The organism is Aphanothece sacrum FPU1, assembly GCF_003864295.1.
Taxonomy (GTDB): domain Bacteria; phylum Cyanobacteriota; class Cyanobacteriia; order Cyanobacteriales; family Microcystaceae; genus Aphanothece_B; species Aphanothece_B sacrum.
The window spans coordinates 161,110-178,095 of record NZ_BDQK01000014.1 but is presented as its reverse complement, the minus strand read 5'-3'; the positions used below and the strand labels follow the sequence as shown (position 1 = coordinate 178,095).

Here is a 16,986-nt window from a genome sequence, read left to right as displayed (position 1 = left end):
GATTTTGCGGTCTCGCTCCGCGAGTGCGGCTGCACCGCTCAATACTGCTCGGTTAACAAAAAAAGGATGAAGTTAGAAGCCCCAACTATATTGCTTGCAATTAGTTGGGGTAGTTCACCAGACGCATTTAAACAACAAAAGATGCCAAGGTTAATTTATTTTTACTTAAAGTAAAATGAAGTCAATACTTTAATGATTTACCATTGTCCTTGCTTCTCGAAAAATTTCTTTTGCTGTAGGTGAACCAACAAAACGCCAATGCCAAGGTTCATAACTCACACCTTGAGGATTATTTTTAGGGAAAGAAAGTTCAAACCCGTACTCAATAGCATGATCTTTTAGCCAGTGATAGGCTGCAGTCGAGTCAAAAGCAAATTTTAGGACAGTATCAGGGCTTTTGCCATCGGCAACATCTAGAGTGTAGCCTGTATGGTGTTCACTAAAGCCGGGAGGCGCACTTAAACGACTGGCTGCTTGCTTACTGCCCCGACGTTGAATTTGTCGCTCAAACAGTTTCTTTTGGTCAGCAACTGAGCGAAATCCTGAAATGGGAATAATTGCAACGCCCTCTTTTTGAGCCGCTAATTTTATCTGTTTAAATGCCTCTGCTGCTTCTTGATTAAGGGATTCTTTTCGATCATAATAAGTCCCTATTTCTACTAAATTTTGGGAATTTTCTGCATAGAGAAAATGAATAGGAGTCCCATCAGTCTGAGTCAATTGAGGAGGTTTCGGAATTGGGGAAGCGTGAACCGAAAGTAGTTTAGGGGGAGTCCTCGCAGTTTGAAGAGAAGAATTTGGAGAAGTCAAAGGAGGATTAGAAACAATGGGGGATGATGCTATAGTCTGAGGTGGAGACGGAAAAGGAGTATATGTCGTTCCGGTGGCAGGTACAGGAGGATTTGAACGATAGAATAGCCAGACTCGATAGGCAATATGTCTAACACCATGTTCGAGTCCGGGACCTCGGCGAATATTTTTAACTCCTGGTTTTCCTACAATCGTTGCATTAGTGCTACTTGATGGAGGGTTTGGGGGGGATGGGGGTTGAGGTGGAATAGGAATATTAAACTGATTTTGTTCTTGTTTTTTGGTTAATTCTTTGGCTAGTCTGGCATTTTCTTCCTGTATCTTTTGGAGTTGCTTCTGTTGCTCAGCAAGAAAGCGACTTTCTTCTTTCTGCCGCTCTTGTTGTTGCCATAACTGTGCAGAAATTACGCCTCCGACTGTCAAAACGGACAAAATACCCATAATTCCCAGAATTATCCCTATAGGAAGAGGTATAAATTTTCTCCTTGTGTAAAGAAATCTTTAAATTTCTCTAGCTGAGGGTGACTAAGAGTTTTAAGCTGGTGTAGAATGGGGAAGAATTTTTCCCGTACCCTAACCACTTCATTGACGTTCCCTGCTACGAACTCTCGCAAGAGGCAGTTCTCTTTTCCCCCTTGCTGGTCTTCGGCAAGATAAATTCTATAGCGTTCTGTTATTTCCAGAATTTCTGTAATCAGGTAGCGTTCTTGTAAGATTGCTTCGGATTCGAGAAGGCATTTCATAACCTAGCTATTCAGAGCTAACGACTTTAATACTATTATAGTTTATTCCTTTTGCTATTGTCATTATTCATTCACAAAATTTAGTGAAATAAGGGCTGAATTTTTATGTATACACTGAAACTGTTTTTGGAAAATGATGGAAAAAGTTGGACGCTTAAACCTAACCAAGAACATATCATGATCAGTGGCGGAAATTTTATAACTCCTATGTCAGATCAAGCTATTGGCAATCAACAGCTAAAGTTCAGTTTTAATACTCAAACTAACTTTTGGTATGTTTATAACTTAGATAAGAGTATACCTACTTATCTCTGATCAATATTCTCATGGCAATGATTGAAGGTTGGCAGGAAACTGATTAATGAAATTATCACACTTAGTCTAAAATATCCATAAAATAAAACTAACAAAATCGTTACAATTGATGATGACTAATTATGATAAGGATTTAACGATCTGGGCAAAAGATACGGCTCAACTATTACGAGAACGTCGTTGGGATGCCATCGATTGGACACATCTCATCGAGGAAGTTGAAGATTTGGGGAAAAGTGAACGAAGCGCGATCGCCTCTCAAATGGAACGAATCATGGTACATCTGCTTAAATGGCAATATCAGCCTCAACGTCGTTCTGATAGTTGGCTAGACTCTATTAATGATGGACGTTCCCAAATTCGCCGTAAGCTTGAGGATAGTCCTAGTTTGCAGAGTTATCCCCAACAAATTCTGGAAAAGGAATATATCAGAGCGCGTCGAGAGGCAGTCCGACAAACTCGTTTGGAAATCGGCATTTTTCCTGAGTTGTGTCCTTATGTTATTGAACAGGTAATTGACGATTGGTTGCCTGATGATAATCTTACTTAATACCAGTGACATCCTCCCGACACAGACAGAAGCGATACGGTGCGGGGCTTCTCGCAGGGCAAGCTAACTTTATACCAAGATGTCGGGAGAGCTTAAAAATTTAACAAAAGTAAGACGATTATTTGAGATTTTAGCCTAGATAGACGCAAAATGATATCAAGATTACAATAAGAAAAGAACCTCAAACTTATTTTGCTCAACCCTTTTATCCTAATTCCAGACTTATGGCTACTATTTCCCATACCCTAGAAAGTGAACTGCAAACCTTACAACAAGAAGCCCAAGTTGCGATCGCGGCTATTACCACTCTAGAAGAAGTGGAACAACTTCGCATCAACTATCTAGGCAAAAAAGGGCAACTCTCCCGAATTTTAGGGGCAATGGGCAAATTAAGCCCGGAAGATAGACCCCGTATTGGTTCTTTGGCCAATGAGGTGAAAGAAGCCTTACAAACCCATCTTGATCAACAACGGGAAACCTTACAAAAAGCCCAACTACAAGCCCAACTCCAAGCCGAAAGTCTAGATGTTACTATGCCTGGAGTGAATCGTCCTTTAGGTCGTCTTCATCCTCTTAATAGCACTGTTGATCGAGTGTTAGACATCTTTGTCGGGTTAGGATATACGGTGGCGACGGGGCCTCATGTAGAGACAGATTATTATAATTTTGAGGCTTTAAATATTCCGACAGATCATCCCGCACGAGATATGCAGGATACGTTCTTTTTGGCAGATGGCCGACTAATGCGAACTCATACCTCTCCTGTACAAATTCGTTACATGGAGAATCATGAACCTCCTATTCGTATTGTAGCCCCAGGACGAGTTTATCGCCGAGATACAGTAGATGCTACCCATTCAGCCGTCTTTCATCAGGTGGAAATTTTGGCAGTAGATAAAGGGCTAACTTTTACTGATCTTAAAGGAACAATTAAAGAATTTTTACGACAAATGTTTGGGGCTGATTTACCTATTAAATTTCGGGCTAGTTATTTTCCTTTTACTGAACCTTCGGCAGAAGTAGACGTACAATGGAAAGGAAAATGGTTAGAAGTAATGGGATGTGGCATGGTTGATCCCAATGTCCTTAAAGCTGTTGGTTATGATCCAGAAATTTATACTGGGTTTGCGGCTGGTTTAGGGGTCGAAAGGTTTGCTATGGTGTTACATCAAATTGATGATATTCGCCGTCTTTATAATAGTGATCTGCGCTTTCTACGTCAGTTTTAAATTGACTATTTTTGTAGGGTCAATTCATGAATTGACTCTACGGATGCTTTGGTTGATTCAATATTCATCTCTATTAGCCCCTGATTTCATAGGCTCTCTCGACATCTTGGTATAAAATGTATAATCAGCTACAATACTTTATATGGTGGGTTACGACGCGCCTTAAAAGTTATGGGTTTTTCATCAAAATCATAGCCGCGTCTAACCCACCCTACAAATTATAAGCTTTACTTATCACCACAGGTACGGGAGAGCCGATTGTTGCTTATTTCTGAGGTGTTCGGGGCAAGGGCGATCGCGGGCTTATTGTTCCCTAACCAACTGTTCCCTAACTGATTGTTGCCTAACTACGCGATTGCTATCAATACCAATTGTGGGGTATTATTCTATTGGCGATCGCTAAAGCACTAAGATTGAGAAAAACGATGCAATAACCACATTCCCATAGCAAAACCGATAAAATTAGGCAACCAAGCTGCCATAAAAGGAGAAAGTATACCAATTAGTCCTAAGCTACCAATTAAGAAACCTAAAAGATAATAAGAAAAAATAATCGCTACACTAATACCAAAACCAGTTGCGCGACTGATATGTTGAGGACGAACCCCTAAAGCAGAACCTACTAAACCAAAGACTAAACAAATAAAAGGAAAGGCTATTTTTTGTTGAACTCTAACTTCAAATGTAAGCAATTTTTTATCATCGCCTACCAATTTTAATAATTTCATATATTGTCGAGCTTGGACAATATTCATTTCATAAGGATTTCGTCCTTGTAGAGCAAATTCAAAAGGAGCTTTATCTAAAGGTAATTGACGATGTTTAAAGGGAAAAGTTTCTCTATAAGAAGCATCAGGAGCAATTTGATAAACTGTTCCATTAAAAAAGTCCCAGGTATCTTCTTGATCATTCCAAGCGGCTGAGTCAGACACCACAATTTTATTAAGTTTTTCTCCTAACCAGACCAACAAAGTCAAGGTTTTCATCTGTTTACCATCAAATTGCTCAGCATACCATAGATGTTTTAAACGTCTTTCTATTTGTCCATTAGGTAAGCTTATATCTTCATAATCAGGGTAAAAAATATCTTTATTTTGCCAAAAAGGATGTTCTTCTTTGAGATATTCTACCAGGATACTAGTAGCTCGATAATTAGCTGTAGGAACTACTAATTCATTGAAAATAAAAGTAATTCCTGTTACCAATAAACTGAGTACCAAAGCAGGCGCAATAATACGATAAAGGCTTAAACCACACCCTCGTAAAGCAATTAATTCACTATCCCCACTCAAACGTCCATAGGTTAATAGGGTGGTTAACATGATCGAAATAGGCAAAGCGTAGGCCGTGAATTCTGGTACTTTTAAGAGCAAGATTTCAAGAGCAGGTATTAACGGTAGATTAGAATCTACTATTTTATTGGCTAAATCTGATAAATAGCCAATTGCTACCCCCAAAGACGAAACCAACCCCACGCAAAACAAAAATGGAGGGATCAGTTGAGCGGTAATATAGCGATCCATTAGGGTCAAGGAAAACTCCTTCACAGGCGATCGCCACCAGTCAAGTAGGGGTTTAAGAACTTTCATCGGCATGGGAAACGCAACGGGGCCACCATTAGTTCATAGTTGACGGAAAATTGACTCATTAGTTGCACTTGCCACTAATGGACAATTTTAAAGGTTCTAGTTTTAGTATGCGTTACAATTTGTAATAACTCCTAAAAAATTCAGTCCTATGAGAACGAAAACAGCGTTAATTACTGGTGCGTCGTCTGGTATTGGAACTGTGTTTGCTCAAGAATTGGCAACTCGTCAGACTAATTTAGTTTTAGTTGCCCGTTCTCAAGATAAACTATATCAACTTGCCGAGCAGCTACAAGAAAAATTTTCTATTCAAGTTGAGGTCATAGTCCAAGATTTAACCGAATCTCAAGGATGTCAAAGAGTTTATGGGACAGTTATAGAGAAGGGGTTAGAGATTGATTTATTGGTAAATAATGCCGGATTTGGGGATTATGGGCCATTTGCAGAGCGAAAATTGTCTCGACAGGTAGAGATGATTCAACTCAATGTGGTCGCTTTAGTCGAGTTAACTCATTTATTTTTAGGCACGATGCAGCAACGCCAAAGTGGGGCTATTATTAATGTAGCTTCTATTGCTGGATTTCAGCCTTTACCTTATTTATCAACTTATGCCGCTACTAAGGCTTTTGTGTTGAGTTTTAGTGAAGCTTTATGGGCAGAAAATCAAAAGACAGGGGTTCGTATTTTAGCTTTATGTCCTGGGCCAACGGAATCTAATTTCTTCAAAGAAGCAGAATTTCCTACAACTTTAGCTAGTAAAGATAAAGGGAATTTAGTCTCGGCCAAATCAGTGGTTCAAGATGCTCTAAAAGCATTAGAAAGTAACACTTCTAATCTTGTGACTGGCGGTTTGAGTAATCAAGTTATTGTTAATATATCTCGTTTTGTACCGAGGGAATTTTTAGCAAGTGCCATAGAAAAACAATTTAGAGGATAAATTGTTTTTTGTAGGGACACGGCATTAAAAAATTATCTAATGTGAATCATCAATTTAATATCCCCGTGTCCCCATCACCTATTTATTAGAAAATTGTATCTGTTTTAATTCAGTAAAGCTGTACATTCTAAGATTAACTTTTGATTAACTAAAGCATAAGGTTGAATTTCTAAAGCTTGTCTAAACGCTTGAATTGCTTCTGAATATTGACCTAATGCTAATAAACACAATCCTAAGCCATGCCATGCCCCAAAATGATAAGGAATTAGTTGTACAACTCGTTCACAATCTTGTTTAGAATTTTGGTATTTTTCCTGAGTAAAATAAAGCATTGCTCGTCGATTCCAAGCTTCGGCAAAATCAGGATAATTCTTAATAGTTTCCGTCAACATTTCTTCCGCTTTTTGCGTATCGCCAGATTCTAAGAAAAATTGAGAACGTTTGAGTAATTCTAAGCCAAATTCTCCTTTTTGCTCAAACCAAATCTGCCACAATTGAGATGTGGCCCTATGTCGGGCAAATTCATCTGCTTGTTGTAAGTTGTTTAATAATTGGTCAATATCTGAAGATTTCACGGCAATTTACTCGGTCTAATTAAAAGTTTATGCTACTTAAGTAAATTAAGATTTCTTTTCTTCAGATTCTTTAGTCTTTGTTTCCATATCGGGTACAAAATCGGGACGTTGAGCATCTTCCCATCCGGCCGGACGTTTAGAATTGTACCAAGCAAGAGAACCAATGGTAACAGTCGCGATAAACCCCACCACATAAACTAGAACAAAATAGGTGGGAAATTGCCCAGCCGTTGCTAATAACTGCAAAAATAAATTCATTTTTTTTGACTTCCTTTATTTAACTTTTCTTATTTTATCAAAGATTGAGAGCTTGTTGATTAGTATCTAGCTTTAACATAACCTCTGATTCGTGGTGTTTAGGTTCCATATTTAGGGGAGGAAGTACAGAGAAAAACGGTTGATGAATACGAATTAATTGAGCTAAAGTCTTTTTAAGTTGTGTGCGAGGCACAATAGCATCAACAAAACCATGTTTTAGCAGATACTCTGACGTTTGGAAACCTTCAGGTAATTTTTCCCGTAAAGTTTGCTCAATGACCCGTTTTCCGGCAAATCCAATCGTTGCTTTAGGTTCGGCAATAATAATATCCCCCAACATAGCAAAACTGGCCGTCACCCCTCCAGTGGTCGGATGAGTTAAAACCGGAATATAGAGTAATTTAGCTTCTCGATGCCGTTCTAAAGCCCCAGAAATCTTAGCCATCTGCATCAAACTTAACATACCTTCTTGCATCCGCGCCCCTCCAGAAGCACAGATAATCACCACAGGGAACCTTTCCTCAGTAGCTTGTTCAATCAGACGACAGAGTTTTTCCCCTACCACTGATCCCATACTACCACCCATAAAGCGGAAATCCATCACCCCTAAAGCCATAGGTAAACCGTCGATTAACCCTGTTCCAGTTTGTACTGCATCGATCAGTCCAGTTTTTTCTTGAGTATCTTTAATGCGATCGCTATAGGCTTTACGATCATAAAATTTTAGGGGATCAGTAGGTCGTAAATGCTCATTAATGGGTTTCCATGTATCCCCATCAATTAATTGAGCAATGCGTTCTTGACTATCAACCCGAAAGTGATAACCACATTCAGTACAGACTAATTGATTAACAGTTAGATCCTTAGTATAAGTTAAGGCACTACAAGCTTCACATTTCGTCCATAACCCATCAGCAAATTCCCTTTCTTGAGGTTGTTGAATGGGGGGTTCAGATTTTTCTCGGTTAGCGAACCAATCAAAAAGAGACATAGATTATTTACCAGATCAATAATAATTTTAACAATCATTGTGTTCATCATCTTCGGGAGAACTCAACAATAACAAAGCCGTCCACTGATCAGGTGAAGGAACTTGTAACGCTGCCTGAGAACCGTGGCCACAATAAATGCCAACACCGATATCAATGACACGACTTGATATATCATAAGAGGCTAACATTTGCTGCATAAACTCAGCTTCCCAACGAGCCCTTGTCGTTCTAATAGTAATCCAGGATACAGAGTTTATTTTATCAGGAGTCATTAGTCTTTGGCGATCAATTATTACCTGTTCATTAGATAAGAATAGATTAAATCAACGGAAAGAAAATGTTTAAGTAAGTTGATATGATTTGCTCTCCCCAAAATACGCTCAAAATAGCGGCTAATGCGAGAAATGGGCCAAAAGGAAAAGGTTCTCGGCGGTTTAAGAGTCCTAATGCCCTAGCTCCTCCTCCAAATAACGCTCCCACCCCACAGGCCAAAAAAGTAGTCACCAGTAAATATTTCCAACCTAACCACGCTCCAATCATAGCTGCTAAATGAGAATCTCCATCTCCCATGCCTACTTGTCCTAAGATGATTAATCCTATAATACCAATAAGATCAAACAACCAAAGTCCCAAGACAGCCCCCCCAACCCCTGTCATCAGGCCATTAGACATTTGGGCTGTTTGCCACCCCATAGCTAGTTGAAACCCTAATCCTAAGATTAACCCAGATTTGGTAAGTTCTCCGGGTAAGGTCATCGTATCAAAATCGATTAAGGATAAGGCTATCAACCAACTCACAAATAGCCAATAACCTAACGTATTCAGACTAAACTGAAATTGCCAAAATACCCAACAAAATAATAATCCTGTGGCAGCTTCTACTAGGGGATAACGAGCCGAAATAGGGGCCCGACACCAACGACAACGGCCTTTTAACCACAACCACCCCAAAACGGGCATATTCTCAGTTTTTCCCAGTCGATGATGACATTTAGGACAGCGTGAGGGGGGATAAAGTAGGGAAAGTTCAGCAGGTAGACGGTAGATAACTACATTGAGAAAGCTACCAATAGATGCGCCGAATACGAAGACAAAAGGAAGGGTAACAACCCCTAGCAGTAAGTCCATGTTAAATCATTAGAAAATTGGGTTTGAAACTCCTTTTCACAATCCTAGAATATGTTTGTAGTCAAACAGACACTTATTTGTGCAAAGTTGATAAAAATTATACTTCTCAGATTTGCCCTAATTGTGGAACAAATACAGGTAAAAAAGAGTTAACTCAAAGAGTTCTTTGGTCATTCTTTATAATACTTGAGGGATCAATCGATACTACTGCCTCGCTTAAAGGGACAACTCGTTTAGTCTTAGTCTTGCGATGAATTTGATACACCTGTTCATTAGTAACATCTAAGGCGGTTAACCATCCACTATGGGGATGATAAGCCCCCGTATCAATATCTAGCCATCCTGCCCCTGAGACTAATTTACCAGGAAGCACCCCCGGAAAGGTAAATGTTATGGTATGACCCGTAATAATCAATTTATCAGGAAAATAAGGTTCATTAATACTGTGAAACGCATCCCGAATCCAGCAAAAATGCTCTGTTGTCTGTTCTTCTAAGGGAAGGGTGGGATGTACTCCTGCATGAACTAACCAAATATCTCCTAAGTCGAGATAAAGAGGTAAACTTTTGAGCCAATTAATATGATCTATAGGAATATGATGTTCGTAACTGAGTAAGGTGGGATATCCTCCCCCATAAAGCCACCCTTGTAACTGATGGGAGTCTATTTCTCCTTCACCCAGGGTATTGAGTAACATTTGTTCATGATTGCCTAAAAGACAGGAATAATCATTATCTTTAACAAAATTAATCACTTCCTGACTTTGGGGACCACGATCAATTAAATCTCCTAAAAAATAAATTTTGTCTTCTTCATTAGGGGCGATCTCGTCTAATAAATTTAATAATGTATCATAGTGACCATGAACGTCACCAATGACGATACGGCGATGGGGCATGGTTGGTTTTAGGTTTGCTTGTCCTATTAACCTTGAGGTTTTTAGGGTGTTTACTGTTAGTATTCCCTGATTTTATGCAAAATTTTGATAAGACTTGGGAAAATTTTCCCAAGTTGTTTACTTTATGGCTTTTTTATGGCAAACACAAGCAATTGAGTCACTTGAGTTTGACTAAAATTATCGTCGCTGATCAGTATCAAAGTATCTTGTCCATCGGGAAGTCTTGGCCCCAGAGTCATTCCTTCTAAATTATCTAATTCTAGGTTTAATGACTGTAAATCCAGTAATAATTGTTTTTTTAAGCCAGAAACTCCCTTTAAATCTCCTTTTAGACTGACCTGACTAGACGTATCAGAGGCATTACTATTGACTACTTGAAAGAGTTTGGCCCCATAACCAAAGACTCCAAAGGTACGTTCTAAACTTAACCAATATCCCTCCTGTGGTAAGGCTATCAATTCGCTTAACCCATTGGCAACGGTTCCTTTAACTGGTGGATCAAGCAAGTATAAATGTTCACTGACCACTACAGGCGCGCCAATGTTACTAATTACATAATGTAGCAAACGTACAGGAATTTGGTCGGGAAGGTTTTCTGCAGTATCTTGTATTAAAGAGGATTCTGTGGCAGTAAACAAGCGAAAGGGATCATCTTTTAGGATACTGGTGGCACTCAGGGTTAATGCTTCAAATCCTAAGTTGTCCTGAACTCCACGGGGACTACCATCAGGTTGTTTTCCGAGTAAGTATCTTTGAGGAAGGGGTAAGGTTTGTTGAAGTTGTCCCGTCGTTAGTTCAAATTCTCCGATAAAGGGGTCAACGTCTTTTTTGGGAACTCCTTCACTGGAAATAAAGACTGTTCCTCTAGGGGATAATGCGATTCCTTCAGGATCAATTGTTTGGGGAGAATAAGTCTCTCCTGTTTCCGTTTTGAGAAAGGTGACTTTTTCGAGGGTAATTCCTTCAATTTTAGGATTATTCTCCTTAGCTAATTTTAGCTTAAAGGTATAGAATCGAGCAGGTGCTTTTTCGGAGTGATCGTCGGATAAGGTATAAAAGCGATCGCGTTGTCGATCATAAGTGATGGCGGACAATCCTCCCACTGTTGTTCCCTCAAAGGTTTGTTTTGGTAATTGATACTCTCCTAAAAATTCTAGGGATAAATTCAAGAATAACCTCTGTTCTGCCCGAATTTGGGGAATATTACCACAAGCACTTAATAGCATCATTAAGGTTAAACTGATAATTATTGTTACCACTCTCCTCACGTCTTAGTTCCTCTTTTTGGTTTGATTATTGAATTATATTTATATAGATTAATATATTATGATACATTTTCATTTAATTAATAGTAAATTTTGGGGTTTAATTTTAACGGCAATCACTTTAACTCAAGTGAGTTTTTTGGTTAATACTGGGCCAGTATTTGCTCAACTACCTGATCCTAAAATTAATCCTTTAGAACTTCCTTTAGATGATATCCTAATTCCTGCTTTTCCTCGTCCTTTAACACCTTTTGAACAGCGAAAACTTAGACAAGCTTTGGATGAATTAAATGCTCAAGCCCAGGCTGAATCTGATAAAGGAAATGATGAAGTTGCCTTTGAAATTTGGTATCGAGAATTAAGATTACGCAGAGTTTTAGGTCGTTTAGAGGAAATTAAAGCATTAGGAAGGGTGGGAGAAATTGCTTGGAATAAAACCAGAACAATTGATGTTCAATTTATTAGTAAAAGATTAGTTACTTTACAAAATTTATCTGAGCAAGAAGATCCTTTAAGTCCAGAATTATTATTAGCTTTAGCCGAAGCATATCAACGATTACATAGTTTAGATAATTCGATTAATATTTATCAAAAAGTTTTGAGAAATGCTCGTAAAAATGAAGCTCCTTTGACGGAGGAAGAAGCATTAAAAGGTTTAGGGAAACTCTATCTGGCTAAATTTGATTATCCTAATTCAGCCACGATTTATGAGGAGTTATTAGATCGGGCGCAAGCTAAACCCAATGCTTATGAAGAGGGGATTTATTTACAACAATTAGCAGAAATTTATAATAAATCTTTACAGCCCGAAAATGCCGCAAATATCAAACAAAGGTTAGTAGAAAATTATTTAAAAAGTAAAAAAATTCTATTCATTCCTCCTTTAAAAATATCGATTGGACAAGATTATGAAGCAATGGATCAACCCGAACAAGCTAGTCAAAATTATCAAGAGGCTTATTCTTTAGCTTGGTCATTACAACTATTTGGGGCAGCAGGAGAAGCTTTGACTAAATTGGGTAATCTTTATCAAAACTATGAACAAGACGATTATGCTTTACAAATTTACCAAAATTTGCTACAAGTTGAACAATTATCTTATAATTATTATGGGTTGATGAAAGTTTATGATCAAGTCGGGCAAATTTACTTTAAACGAGAACAATATCCACAAGCTTTAGCCTCATTTCAACAAGGGTTAGTTTTAGCTAAAGCTATTAATTATAAACAAGATTATTTTATCTCTAAAATTCAAGAAGTTAATCAAAAAATGACAGCATCAGAACAGTAGGGTGGGTTAGCGCAGCGTAACCCACCGTTTACAGTTGGGGTGGTGCGTTACATTAACACACCCTACGAGATCTATTTTAGCTGAAACAATCCAGTAGGGTGGGTTAGCGCAGCGTAACCCACCATTTACAGTTGGGGTGGTGCGTTACATTAACATTAACGCACCCTACGAGATCAGCGATCGCACTGGAGATGTCTATACAAAAATTTATATTAGTTTACTAAAAAATCTCTAGGTAGTTAAAATAAACAAATAAGGAAAATTCAAAGTCTAGATAACCGTTAAATTAACGATGAAAACCCCTGAAAATTATCCATCAGAAGAAGCTTTAATCAAAGAAGTTTGTCGTCGTATCCGAGTAGCGAGAAGTTATTGGGATGCTCATAATAATAAAGCTTGTCGTCGGGAAAGAGAAAAGGCTTTAGATCTTTATAATACTCTAAATAAAGACCAAAAAAATAAAATTCCTCAAGTCTTAAGAGTCTGGTTAAGATATCGTAGTGAGAAATATTTTGGCTGTGATAGTACTCCACCTGGAAAACAATAAAAACCTCTTAAGAAATAAAGTCTCCAACTCCAATGGGAGTAACTAAGCGATCTACGTCTAAAATAAAAACAGTTAGAGATTGATCTTCTTGTTTAATCATAATAACATGACTAGCCACATCTAAAGTGTCTCCGCGACGATAAGAATCCGGTAATACTCGAATTTGTGAGATAGGAATATTGACTAAACTTGGGGTTTCTCCGACGACAAGGGCAAACAATTCGTCAGTACTATCTTTGGCTATAATCATAAACTGTCGAGACTCAGATTGATTTTTTCGACTGACTTTAAAAAGTCTTTTGTGAAGATCTATCGAGGTAATTTCTTGATTATCAATATGAATAATTCCAACTGGAGTTGTTCCACTGCCTTGCATGGGGGTGTAATGAATAATTTTTTTTACCGATTCTACAGGTAAAGCTAAATTGAGTTTACCCATCTGAAACATGAGTAATTTACGCAACTTATCAACATAATTTTCTGAAAAGGTAGAAACTGAATAAGAACTGGTAGTAGTCATAAGTTTAATCCTATTATTATTGATAATAAATTGAAAATAAATGTCTGATTAATTCATCATATTTTTAACAGATGCTAAGAATTGTTGTTCAATATAAGGCTTAGTAAAATAAGCACTTGCTCCTAAATGAGTTGCTAACTGACGATGTTTGTCACTACTACGAGAAGTCAACATAGCGACAGGAATTTTCATTAATTCGGGATCACGTCGTCGTTGTCCGAGAAACTCAAATCCGTTCATATTGGGCATTTCTACGTCACAAATGACTAATTTAATGCCTGAACTTTGTTCTAACTGTTCTAGAGCTTCCCGTCCATCCTTAGCTTGTACTACCCGATAACCTGATTTTTGTAAGGTTAACGCTAGAGTTCGTCGTAAGGCCGCAGAATCATCTACGACTAAAACGGTTGGGGTAATTTGGGAGGGAACTGTTACAGAAGATTCAATTTCTGGGATGTTTGGTAAGATGGTTTTAGAATCAGAATTAGGTGCGATAGGATCGAGGAAATATTCAATGAGGAGACTACCATTAATAACTGGAATTAAGGTTCCATCTCCCAAAATTGTACAACCATAAGTATAAGTTGGAGCCGCCATTGCTGAGCCAAAAGGTTTAATAACCAGTTCTTGTTCTGTAACCAAACGACTAACTTCTAAAGCATATAATTGATCACCTCGACGTAAAATTAATAAAGGGAAACCCCAATCATCAGGATTAGCCATACTATGGAGAGATTTACTAGCAAAACTTTCAGAAACAGGACAGCGATAATCCAGCATATTTTGTAAAGGATACATAGGAATAATTTGCTGCTTCCAGTATAAAAATCTATTATTTCCTGATGTTTTAATTTGCTCTGCTTGGGGCATTATAATTTCTTCTATACTATCAGAAGGTAGAGCAAAAGCAGTTGTTTGAGAACTTCCTTCTTGGTTAATTAAACAGACTAATAATTTAGCAATGGTTAGGGTGAAAGGAAGACGCAAAGTAAAGGTAGTTCCTTTACCGGTAATAGAACTAACTGATACGTTTCCTTTAAGTATATGTAATTGCTCCCTGACTACATCTAATCCTACTCCTCGACCGGATAATTCACTAACTTGAGAAGCGGTAGAAAATCCTGGTTGAAAAATCAAATTTTGGAGGGTTTCTTTAGAAGCAACTGCTATTTCTTCAGGGGTTAATAAGCCTACCATAATAGCTTTTTGAGCAATTTTTTCTAAATTTAGTCCTGAGCCATCATCTCGAATTTCTATAATAGTTTGGTTTCCTTGATGATAAGCCCGAATTTCTATTTTTGCTTCTGGTGATTTACCCAGTTGTTGGCGAATATCAGGGGTTTCAATACCATGATCAAAAGCATTACGGAGTAAATGAAGTAAAGGATCATAAAGTTTTTCTAGAGCCGCTTTATCCACTAAAACTCCGGTTCCAATTAATTTAAGTTTGACAGATTTATTATACGTTGTACAAAGATCCCGTAAAACTCTAGGAAATCGATTTAATACTTCTCCTAAAGGAAGCATTTTAGCCCACATTAATTCATCTCGAAGATTGGTGAGCATTTGCCGTTGTTGCTCTAGAGTTTGATTAGAAGAACGGGCAAATAAGACAATATCATCAACGGATTCTTCTAACTGGATCATTTCTTCTAATAAGTTTTGTAACAGATAATAAAGATTACCATAAGAATCCATTTCTAGAGAATCAAAATCTGTGGCCACAGACAAACTTTGTCTGGCAGTCTGACGGGAATTATTAACGGAGCGGTAAGTTTCAGGTGTAACTAACATTTCGTCTGAAAATTCTCGTAATTTACTCGTTATTTTTTGGAAGTAACTAAATCGATTAAGAAGTCCTTTTACTGAACCTTGAATTTGCTCATTTTGCAAGGATAAACTATTACGATTAATTACTAATTCTCCCACCAAATTATTCATTTTTTCTAATCGATTAAAGTCTACTCTAACCGATAGTTTTCCTCCGGGAATTGTTTTTTCTTTGGCGGTTTCTTCCTGTATTTGAGTAAGGGTTTCTTGACTAGGAGTGATGAGTTGAGAGGGTGATTCAAAAGTATTGGTAGGGGCGAAAGGCCTTTCGCCCCTACTCGAAAGTACGGGCAAATCATCATTCTCCTCTATGGGAGTGGGGAGAGGGGGAAGTTGGTCAAATATGCCTTCAACCGACTGTATAAGGGTATCAAGATTTTCTGGGGATACTGGGGCTTCAGAAACAATGTCTAGGCTGCCAAAATCGCCAAAAACATCATCTAAAGAAGGAATCAGGAACGACTCATCTACAGACGCTTCTGGTGAGGTGGCCGCCTCAAAGAAATCGAGTTCGGGGTTGACTTGTGCAAAAATATCATCTAAAGGTAGGATATCTCCAAAATCAGAAGAATTAGAGCTAATTGGTTCAGATAAGGAGATAATTGCTTGTTCCTCTTCGGATACGGATATCAGAGGGGTTAATTCAAGTTCTTCTTCAAATAAATTATCTAAGGAGAAGACAGGAGAAGGAATAGGGGGCGTTTTTGAGGTGGTTTGGGTTAAAGCTAATAATGCCGCAGAAGGTTGTCCCCCTTGAGTGCGATCACCTTTTTCTAAGACTTGATGGCAACTATCTCGAAAATCCGTCAAAGCTAGATGAGCAATGGTTACAGCTTGTTGGGGATGATGATCAAGAGCAGTAGTTAAAGCCTGAGTAATGGCCCCAAATCCAGGTAAATTGAGTAATTCTGCTAAACCTTGAAAAATTTCGGCAGTTGTTCGTAATTCTTGAACTACATCATAATTATCAGCTTTAGCAATAATACCTGCTAATTGTTCTAAAGCTTGCATAATATCAACTTCAAAAATAGAAGCGACAATATCTACACCTAAGTCAGCAGAAGAGGCAATATACTGATCTCCTTGGGCTAAACTATCTCCTAAAAGTGTTTCAAGAGTTTCTAAAATAGGTAGGGCGGTTTCTAAAGCAAATTCTTGATCAAAACTGCCCGTATTGAGTTGTTGTGTAAGGGGATTTTTGAGACAATCATAAGCTTGGAGTAATAAACTTTCTAATTGCTGATCAATAATAACTGTCTCATCATAAAAAGCTTTAAAAATATCTTCAATACGATGGGCTAAAGTTTTAATAGTATCAAGTCCTACACTAGCGGCCCCCCCTTTAATAGAGTGAGCAGCCCGCATAATTTCATGAACTTTAGCTATGCTTCTGTCTTCTCGTATAGTTAATAAACCCGATTCAATAATTTGTAAAAGATCAGGGGCTTCTTCAATAAAAAACTGATAAGCTTGGTCGCGGATTTCAGAATTCATCATGTTAGTTAATTTATA

Annotated in this window: 19 protein-coding genes; 7 read left to right on the top strand and 12 right to left on the bottom strand. The window is 38.0% G+C overall.

From position 1 onward, the window contains the following. Positions 1–189: 189 nt before the first annotated feature. A complete protein-coding gene (locus tag AsFPU1_RS17355) occupies positions 190–1,251 on the bottom strand; it encodes a M15 family metallopeptidase (protein WP_124971577.1) in 1,062 nt (353 codons plus the stop codon). Between the two features lie 17 nt (positions 1,252–1,268). Beyond that, the gene (locus tag AsFPU1_RS17350) at positions 1,269–1,553 is read right to left on the bottom strand and encodes a hypothetical protein (protein ID WP_124971573.1); all 285 of its coding nucleotides are present in this window, start codon (positions 1,551–1,553) and stop codon (positions 1,269–1,271) included. A 105-nt stretch (positions 1,554–1,658) separates the two neighbouring features. Between AsFPU1_RS17350 and AsFPU1_RS17345 the strand changes: the two genes are divergently transcribed. The 3 genes from AsFPU1_RS17345 (at position 1,659) to pheS (ending at position 3,647) form a co-directional block, all read left to right on the top strand. Next, positions 1,659–1,868: a hypothetical protein gene (locus tag AsFPU1_RS17345; protein ID WP_124971570.1), complete on the top strand. Its 210-nt coding sequence runs from the start codon at positions 1,659–1,661 to the stop codon at positions 1,866–1,868. A 109-nt stretch (positions 1,869–1,977) separates the two neighbouring features. After that, a complete protein-coding gene (locus tag AsFPU1_RS17340) occupies positions 1,978–2,418 on the top strand; it encodes a DUF29 domain-containing protein (protein ID WP_124971567.1) in 441 nt (146 codons plus the stop codon). A 224-nt stretch (positions 2,419–2,642) separates the two neighbouring features. Then, complete coding sequence (gene pheS / locus AsFPU1_RS17335; RefSeq protein ID WP_124971564.1) at positions 2,643–3,647, top strand: phenylalanine--tRNA ligase subunit alpha; 1,005 nt, start codon at positions 2,643–2,645, stop codon at positions 3,645–3,647. A 407-nt stretch (positions 3,648–4,054) separates the two neighbouring features. On the opposite strand, the gene AsFPU1_RS17330 is transcribed toward pheS, so the two are convergent. After that, complete coding sequence (locus tag AsFPU1_RS17330; RefSeq protein WP_227873362.1) at positions 4,055–5,236, bottom strand: LptF/LptG family permease; 1,182 nt, start codon at positions 5,234–5,236, stop codon at positions 4,055–4,057. Positions 5,237–5,384: 148 nt separating this feature from the next. Here AsFPU1_RS17330 and AsFPU1_RS17325 point away from each other — a divergent pair, with 148 nt between their 5' ends. Next, positions 5,385–6,170 (top strand): SDR family NAD(P)-dependent oxidoreductase, encoded by a 786-nt coding sequence (locus AsFPU1_RS17325; protein ID WP_124971558.1) that lies wholly within the window; start codon positions 5,385–5,387, stop codon positions 6,168–6,170. Between the two features lie 104 nt (positions 6,171–6,274). On the opposite strand, the gene AsFPU1_RS17320 is transcribed toward AsFPU1_RS17325, so the two are convergent. From AsFPU1_RS17320 to AsFPU1_RS17300, 5 genes are read right to left on the bottom strand one after another with little or no spacing between them, the layout of a single operon-like run. Then, positions 6,275–6,745 (bottom strand): tetratricopeptide repeat protein, encoded by a 471-nt coding sequence (locus tag AsFPU1_RS17320; RefSeq protein ID WP_124971555.1) that lies wholly within the window; start codon positions 6,743–6,745, stop codon positions 6,275–6,277. 45 nt (positions 6,746–6,790) lie between these two features. After that, positions 6,791–7,003, bottom strand: a complete 213-nt coding sequence (gene psb35 / locus AsFPU1_RS17315; RefSeq protein ID WP_124971552.1) for a photosystem II assembly protein Psb35 — start codon at positions 7,001–7,003, stop codon at positions 6,791–6,793. 37 nt (positions 7,004–7,040) lie between these two features. After that, on the bottom strand, positions 7,041–7,994 hold the full coding sequence (accD, locus tag AsFPU1_RS17310; protein WP_124971549.1) for an acetyl-CoA carboxylase, carboxyltransferase subunit beta: 954 nt from the start codon (positions 7,992–7,994) through the stop codon (positions 7,041–7,043). 27 nt (positions 7,995–8,021) lie between these two features. Continuing rightward, the gene (locus AsFPU1_RS17305) at positions 8,022–8,267 is read right to left on the bottom strand and encodes a hypothetical protein (protein WP_124971546.1); all 246 of its coding nucleotides are present in this window, start codon (positions 8,265–8,267) and stop codon (positions 8,022–8,024) included. 46 nt (positions 8,268–8,313) lie between these two features. Continuing rightward, the gene (locus AsFPU1_RS17300) at positions 8,314–9,123 is read right to left on the bottom strand and encodes a prepilin peptidase (protein ID WP_124971543.1); all 810 of its coding nucleotides are present in this window, start codon (positions 9,121–9,123) and stop codon (positions 8,314–8,316) included. 17 nt (positions 9,124–9,140) lie between these two features. Here AsFPU1_RS17300 and AsFPU1_RS23590 point away from each other — a divergent pair, with 17 nt between their 5' ends. After that, positions 9,141–9,377, top strand: coding sequence for a zinc ribbon domain-containing protein (locus AsFPU1_RS23590; RefSeq protein WP_438357497.1), 237 nt, complete (start codon positions 9,141–9,143; stop codon positions 9,375–9,377). Here the strand turns inward: AsFPU1_RS23590 and AsFPU1_RS17290 are convergent. Further along, the gene (locus AsFPU1_RS17290) at positions 9,278–10,021 is read right to left on the bottom strand and encodes a metallophosphoesterase family protein (protein ID WP_124971540.1); all 744 of its coding nucleotides are present in this window, start codon (positions 10,019–10,021) and stop codon (positions 9,278–9,280) included. The two genes, AsFPU1_RS23590 and AsFPU1_RS17290, sit on opposite strands and share 100 nt — an antisense overlap. Positions 10,022–10,143: 122 nt before the next feature. Continuing rightward, positions 10,144–11,250, bottom strand: a complete 1,107-nt coding sequence (locus tag AsFPU1_RS17285) for an esterase-like activity of phytase family protein (protein WP_172957431.1) — start codon at positions 11,248–11,250, stop codon at positions 10,144–10,146. 97 nt (positions 11,251–11,347) lie between these two features. Here AsFPU1_RS17285 and AsFPU1_RS17280 point away from each other — a divergent pair, with 97 nt between their 5' ends. Next, the gene (locus tag AsFPU1_RS17280; protein ID WP_174715387.1) at positions 11,348–12,577 is read left to right on the top strand and encodes a tetratricopeptide repeat protein; all 1,230 of its coding nucleotides are present in this window, start codon (positions 11,348–11,350) and stop codon (positions 12,575–12,577) included. Between the two features lie 292 nt (positions 12,578–12,869). Beyond that, on the top strand, positions 12,870–13,124 hold the full coding sequence (locus tag AsFPU1_RS17275) for a Precorrin-3B methylase (RefSeq protein ID WP_124971534.1): 255 nt from the start codon (positions 12,870–12,872) through the stop codon (positions 13,122–13,124). A gap of 7 nt (positions 13,125–13,131) precedes the next feature. Here the strand turns inward: AsFPU1_RS17275 and AsFPU1_RS17270 are convergent, their stop codons facing one another. Together AsFPU1_RS17270 and AsFPU1_RS17265 are read right to left on the bottom strand one after the other, a co-directional pair. Beyond that, positions 13,132–13,644 carry a chemotaxis protein CheW gene (locus AsFPU1_RS17270; protein ID WP_124971531.1) on the bottom strand — a complete coding sequence of 171 codons (513 nt, stop codon included), beginning with the start codon at positions 13,642–13,644 and terminating at the stop codon, positions 13,132–13,134. Between the two features lie 48 nt (positions 13,645–13,692). Then, positions 13,693–16,971 carry a hybrid sensor histidine kinase/response regulator gene (locus AsFPU1_RS17265; RefSeq protein ID WP_124971528.1) on the bottom strand — a complete coding sequence of 1,093 codons (3,279 nt, stop codon included), beginning with the start codon at positions 16,969–16,971 and terminating at the stop codon, positions 13,693–13,695. Positions 16,972–16,986: the final 15 nt, after the last annotated feature.

Excerpts from the sequence above, each read along its gene's own strand:
- AsFPU1_RS17355 (WP_124971577.1), bottom strand. The coding sequence starts at position 1,251 with ATGGGTATTTTGTCCGTTTTGACAGTCGGAGGCGTAATTTCTGCACAG.
- AsFPU1_RS17350 (WP_124971573.1), bottom strand. The coding sequence starts at position 1,553 with ATGAAATGCCTTCTCGAATCCGAAGCAATCTTACAAGAACGCTACCTG.
- AsFPU1_RS17345 (WP_124971570.1), top strand. The coding sequence starts at position 1,659 with ATGTATACACTGAAACTGTTTTTGGAAAATGATGGAAAAAGTTGGACG.
- AsFPU1_RS17340 (WP_124971567.1), top strand. The coding sequence starts at position 1,978 with ATGATGACTAATTATGATAAGGATTTAACGATCTGGGCAAAAGATACG.
- pheS (WP_124971564.1), top strand. The coding sequence starts at position 2,643 with ATGGCTACTATTTCCCATACCCTAGAAAGTGAACTGCAAACCTTACAA.
- AsFPU1_RS17330 (WP_227873362.1), bottom strand. The coding sequence starts at position 5,236 with ATGAAAGTTCTTAAACCCCTACTTGACTGGTGGCGATCGCCTGTGAAG.
- AsFPU1_RS17325 (WP_124971558.1), top strand. The coding sequence starts at position 5,385 with ATGAGAACGAAAACAGCGTTAATTACTGGTGCGTCGTCTGGTATTGGA.
- psb35 (WP_124971552.1), bottom strand. The coding sequence starts at position 7,003 with ATGAATTTATTTTTGCAGTTATTAGCAACGGCTGGGCAATTTCCCACC.
- accD (WP_124971549.1), bottom strand. The coding sequence starts at position 7,994 with ATGTCTCTTTTTGATTGGTTCGCTAACCGAGAAAAATCTGAACCCCCC.
- AsFPU1_RS17305 (WP_124971546.1), bottom strand. The coding sequence starts at position 8,267 with ATGACTCCTGATAAAATAAACTCTGTATCCTGGATTACTATTAGAACG.
- AsFPU1_RS17300 (WP_124971543.1), bottom strand. The coding sequence starts at position 9,123 with ATGGACTTACTGCTAGGGGTTGTTACCCTTCCTTTTGTCTTCGTATTC.
- AsFPU1_RS17290 (WP_124971540.1), bottom strand. The coding sequence starts at position 10,021 with ATGCCCCATCGCCGTATCGTCATTGGTGACGTTCATGGTCACTATGAT.
- AsFPU1_RS17285 (WP_172957431.1), bottom strand. The coding sequence starts at position 11,250 with ATGATGCTATTAAGTGCTTGTGGTAATATTCCCCAAATTCGGGCAGAA.
- AsFPU1_RS17280 (WP_174715387.1), top strand. The coding sequence starts at position 11,348 with ATGATACATTTTCATTTAATTAATAGTAAATTTTGGGGTTTAATTTTA.
- AsFPU1_RS17275 (WP_124971534.1), top strand. The coding sequence starts at position 12,870 with ATGAAAACCCCTGAAAATTATCCATCAGAAGAAGCTTTAATCAAAGAA.
- AsFPU1_RS17270 (WP_124971531.1), bottom strand. The coding sequence starts at position 13,644 with ATGACTACTACCAGTTCTTATTCAGTTTCTACCTTTTCAGAAAATTAT.
- AsFPU1_RS17265 (WP_124971528.1), bottom strand. The coding sequence starts at position 16,971 with ATGATGAATTCTGAAATCCGCGACCAAGCTTATCAGTTTTTTATTGAA.